The sequence below is a fragment of the Tabrizicola sp. genome, assembly GCF_031377265.1.
Lineage (GTDB): Bacteria > Pseudomonadota > Alphaproteobacteria > Rhodobacterales > Rhodobacteraceae > JAUYQR01.
In genome coordinates this window covers 1-4,379 of sequence record NZ_JANMET010000037.1, presented here as the reverse complement: position 1 = coordinate 4,379, position 4,379 = coordinate 1, and the positions used below count along the sequence as shown (strand labels likewise).

The following is a 4,379-nucleotide window of genomic DNA, read 5'->3' as shown; positions in this document are numbered from 1 at the left end:
GCGGGCGTATTTTTCCGCGACTTCGGCGCATACCTGCACGGGTGATGGCGGCGGCATGGTGGCGCGGGCGGGGTTGCCCTTGCAGGACATGGAGTTCGTGCAGTTCCACCCGACCGGCATCTATGGCTCTGGCTGCCTGATCACCGAAGGGGCGCGCGGCGAGGGCGGGTATCTGACCAACAGCGAAGGCGAGCGGTTCATGGAACGCTATGCGCCGACCTACAAGGATCTGGCGTCGCGCGATGTGGTCAGCCGCTGCATGACGATTGAAATTCGCGAAGGGCGCGGGGTGGGGCCGAACAAGGACCATATCCACCTGAACCTGAACCATCTGCCGAAGGAAACGCTGGAGCTGCGGCTGCCGGGCATCACGGAATCGGCGCGGATTTTTGCAGGGGTCGACCTGCTGAAAGAGCCGATCCCGGTGCTGCCTACAGTGCATTACAACATGGGCGGCATCCCCACCAACTATTGGGGCGAGGTGTTGAACCCGACGGCGAAGAACCCCGATGCGGTGTTTCCGGGCCTGATGGCGGTGGGTGAGGCGGGCTGTGCTTCGGTGCATGGGGCGAACCGGCTGGGGTCGAATTCCTTGATCGACCTGGTGGTGTTTGGCCGGGCGGCGGCTATCCGGGCGGGGGAGGTGGTGGACCGAAATGCCTCGCTGGCGTCGGTGAACAAGGCCGAGGTCGACCGGGCGCTGGACCGGTTCGATGCGGCGCGGAATGCAAATGGTCATGTGCCCACGGCCGAATTGCGGCTGGAGATGCAGAAGACCATGCAGGCCGACGCGGCGGTGTTCCGCACTGACAAGACGCTGGCTGACGGCGTGGCCAAGATGACGGCGATAGCTGGCAAGATGGACGATATCCACGTGACGGATCGCAGTCTGGTGTGGAATTCGGACTTGATGGAAACGCTGGAACTGGCCAACTTGATGCCGAACGCACTGGCCACCATCGTGGCGGCGGAAGCGCGCAAGGAAAGCCGGGGCGCGCATGCGCAGGAGGATTATCCCAGCCGCGACGACGTGAACTGGCGGGTGCATTCATTGGCGGTGGTGGATGGGGCGAAGGTCACGCTGTCGACCCGCCCAGTGCATCTGGAGCCGCTGACCAAGGCGGCGGATGGCGGGATCGACCTGAAGAAGATCGCGCCCAAAGCGAGGGTGTATTGATGCGTAAAGCTGTGATTGCGATGCTGATCCTGCTGCCGGCCTGCGACCCGCAGGTGTTTGCCGACAAGACAGCACGGCAGATTGCCGAGACGGTGGTGTTTCCGGTGGTCAATGTCGACATGCCGGCAGGCCCGGCGCGGGCGGCGACCAATTGCATTCTGGATGCGGCGAGCCCGGACGAACTGCGGCTTTTGGCGCGCGATGTGGGGGTGGAGGCCGGCACTTCGACCAAGGCCACGATCCGCGACATTGCCCTGCGCCCTGCGGCAACGGCCTGCTTTGCCGCAAATGCCATTCCTCCGATCGGGTGACAGGATGAAACGATTGATCCCCTTTCTGATGCTGGCCGCCTGTGGCCCGATCTCGGTCGACGAGGCTGAGCGGCAGTGTTTTGAGCGCGCGCGTCTGGCGCAGCAGCCGCGCGGTGAGGTGTCGGTGGGCGTGAATTCCGACGGCAAGGCGGCGGGCGGGCTGGAGTTGAGCATTTCGTCTGATTACCTGACCGGCCGCGACCCGGCGGAAGTTTACAACAGTTGCGTGATGTCCAAAGCCGGCGAAATGCCAAGCCGCCCTTTGTATGACCGTCCTGACTGGAAAGGCTGAGGCATGAGCAACCGCAGCTTTGCATTTCACGTCCGGCCCGTTGCATGAGGTCTATCGCGCGCAAGATTCGCGGCGAGAAGCGCGTCGTTCCGGAGCCGGGCTTTCCGATGCTGGGCACAGTGCACTACTTTGAGTGGCTGGAAGCGTTCCATCGTGAGGCGCGGCCAAAAGTGTATCTGGAGGTTGGAACCGAGTCCGGTGCCAGCCTCAGCTTTGCAGACTGTGTGTCCTTTGCGGTGGACCCGGCCTTTGCTCTGCAGGCCGACGTATCGCGCAACAAGCCGGAACTGCACCAGTTTCAGGGCACCAGTGACGCGTTCTTTGCCAGCGGGATGGTAGAGAAATTGGGTTACCGTGTTGATCTGGCCTTTCTTGACGGGATGCACCACTTCGAGTTCCTGCTGCGCGATTTCATGAACGTCGAACGACTGATGGCGCCGGGTGGTACAATCCTGATGCACGATTGTGTACCGTTCAGTCATGCTGCCGCTGATCGGGATTGGGACCTGGCCAAGACCAAAAGCTGGACTGGGGATGTGTGGAAGCTGATCCCGATCCTGCGCGAGCATCGTCCCGATCTGGAGGTAAGGGTGTTGGATCTGCTGCCGAGCGGGCTGGTGGCGGTGACGAAGACAGATCCAGACTCCGCCACGCTGCGCGAGATGTATGATGATCTGGTCGCTGGTTATGCCAGCATTAGCCTGACGGACTTTGGTCTGGACCGTTTCGCAGCCCTTTTGGATTTGGTGCCGATTCCGCCTGCCGCGCCAGTGCCTGCACCTGCACCTGTCGGGCGTTGGAATGGTCCAGCAGAGCCGGTGCTGAGGGTCGCAATCAAGACTTGCGTGCCGGTCCCCGAGGAAAGCGCAACTTGGGGTGATTTCCATTTTGCCACCGGCCTTGCCACCGGGCTGCGCAAGGCCGGGCACGCTACGCGGATCGATACGATGGCCGAATGGGCAGATGCGGAGGGCCCCGCGGATATTGATTTGGTTCTGCACGGTGGGCGCAGCTTTGCGCCGCGCCCCGGGGTGCGGGATGTCCACTGGGTACTTTACCCGCTAGAACGGCGGCGCAAGGACCTTTTAGCCGACCTCAAGGGAGCGACCTGCGTTTTCGTCGCCTCTGAAGTTGCTGTGCAAGATTTGGCGGCGGCGCTCCCCGGGACAGATGTGCAGGTGCTGATGCAAGCCTTTGATGAAACGGTGATGTATGCAGACGACACGGTGCGTGACGACAGCATCGTCTTTGTCGGCGCCCGCCACCGCGCATTTGCCGAAGGCCGCCCGATTGTCGACTGGGCTGTAACAGCAGGAGTGCAACTGCGCATTTGGGGGCAGAACTGGAAAGGGCATGCGGCTCATTCGCAGCTGGTAGCACCCTATTTGCCGAACGAGCAGCTTGGCGATCTTTACCGCCGGGCCGGGATTGTGCTTTGTGACCACATGCCGCAGATGCGCGACGCCGGATATGTCTCTAACCGGATCTTCGATGCGCTGGCCTGCGCAGCCCCGGTCATCTGTGACGACCTGCGGGGGCTGCCCGCCGAGTTCCGTCCGTTTGTGACGCAGTGTCGGTCGGCCGAAGAGTTGGTCGAAGGCATCGCCGCGATCCGCCGGGAAACCCCCGCCAAGCGAAAGAAACGGCAGGCCTTCGCCGCGACAATGCGCGAACGCCATTCCTTCACGGTTCGCGCGCGCCAGCTTTCCGGCGCGCTCGAGAAAGTTACAGCCTTAGCCGGGCCAAAATCGAACGGAAACGGGTAACACCATGGTTCAATTCACGCTGCCGAAGAATTCCAAGATCCGTACCGGCAGGACCTGGCCGAAGCCGGAGGGCAAGAACGTTCGCAAGTTCCAGATTTACCGCTGGAATCAGGAGGATGGCGAAAACCCGAGGGTGGACACCTATTTCGTTGATATGGAAACCTGCGGCCCGATGGTTCTGGACGCGCTGATCAAGATCAAGTCGGAGATCGACCCGACGCTGACGTTCCGGAGGTCCTGCCGCGAGGGGATTTGCGGGTCCTGTGCAATGAACATCGACGGGATCAACACGCTGGCCTGCATCTACGGGTTGGACGAGGTGAAGGGCGATGTGAAGATCTATCCGTTGCCACACATGCCGGTGGTGAAGGACCTGATCCCTGACCTCACGCATTTCTATGCGCAACACGCCTCGATCATGCCGTGGCTGGAGACGAAGACCAACCGTCCGGCCAAGGAATGGAAGCAGTCGATTGACGACCGCGCCAAGCTGGACGGGCTGTATGAATGCGTGATGTGCGCCTGCTGTTCGACTTCGTGCCCGAGCTATTGGTGGAATTCCGACCGTTATCTCGGCCCGGCGGCCTTGCTGCATGCCTACCGCTGGATCATCGATTCACGCGATGAGGCGACCGGGGAGCGGTTGGATGATCTGGAAGATCCGTTCAAGCTGTACCGGTGCCACACGATCATGAACTGCGCCAAGACCTGCCCCAAGGGGCTGAACCCGGCAAAGGCGATTGCCGAGATCAAGGGGATGATGGTTGATCGCGTGGTTTAGGCATTGAGCGCCGCCAGACCCTGCAAGCGGTGGCATCAACTCGGCTATCGAT

5 protein-coding genes are annotated in these 4,379 nt (G+C 61.7%); all 5 read left to right on the top strand.

The features are described 5' to 3' along the window. Positions 1-1,177: FAD-binding protein (locus RMO18_RS02110; RefSeq protein ID WP_309663671.1), on the top strand; the 1,177-nt coding region annotated here is incomplete at its 5' end. Next, complete coding sequence (locus RMO18_RS02105) at positions 1,177-1,488, top strand: hypothetical protein (RefSeq protein WP_309663670.1); 312 nt, start codon at positions 1,177-1,179, stop codon at positions 1,486-1,488. The genes RMO18_RS02110 and RMO18_RS02105, both read left to right, overlap by 1 nt. Before the next feature lie 4 nt (positions 1,489-1,492). Further along, on the top strand, positions 1,493-1,780 hold the full coding sequence (locus RMO18_RS02100; RefSeq protein ID WP_309663669.1) for a hypothetical protein: 288 nt from the start codon (positions 1,493-1,495) through the stop codon (positions 1,778-1,780). Between the two features lie 44 nt (positions 1,781-1,824). Next, entirely contained in the window at positions 1,825-3,546 is a 1,722-nt protein-coding gene (locus tag RMO18_RS02095) for a glycosyltransferase (protein ID WP_309663668.1), read from the top strand. Between the two features lie 4 nt (positions 3,547-3,550). After that, positions 3,551-4,327 carry a succinate dehydrogenase iron-sulfur subunit gene (locus RMO18_RS02090; protein ID WP_309663667.1) on the top strand — a complete coding sequence of 259 codons (777 nt, stop codon included), beginning with the start codon at positions 3,551-3,553 and terminating at the stop codon, positions 4,325-4,327. Positions 4,328-4,379 lie beyond the last annotated feature (52 nt).

Bases quoted from the DNA above. Each gene is read 5' to 3' on its own strand.
- RMO18_RS02105 (WP_309663670.1), top strand. From the start codon at position 1,177: ATGCGTAAAGCTGTGATTGCGATGCTGATCCTGCTGCCGGCCTGCGAC.
- RMO18_RS02100 (WP_309663669.1), top strand. From the start codon at position 1,493: ATGAAACGATTGATCCCCTTTCTGATGCTGGCCGCCTGTGGCCCGATC.
- RMO18_RS02095 (WP_309663668.1), top strand. From the start codon at position 1,825: ATGAGGTCTATCGCGCGCAAGATTCGCGGCGAGAAGCGCGTCGTTCCG.
- RMO18_RS02090 (WP_309663667.1), top strand. From the start codon at position 3,551: ATGGTTCAATTCACGCTGCCGAAGAATTCCAAGATCCGTACCGGCAGG.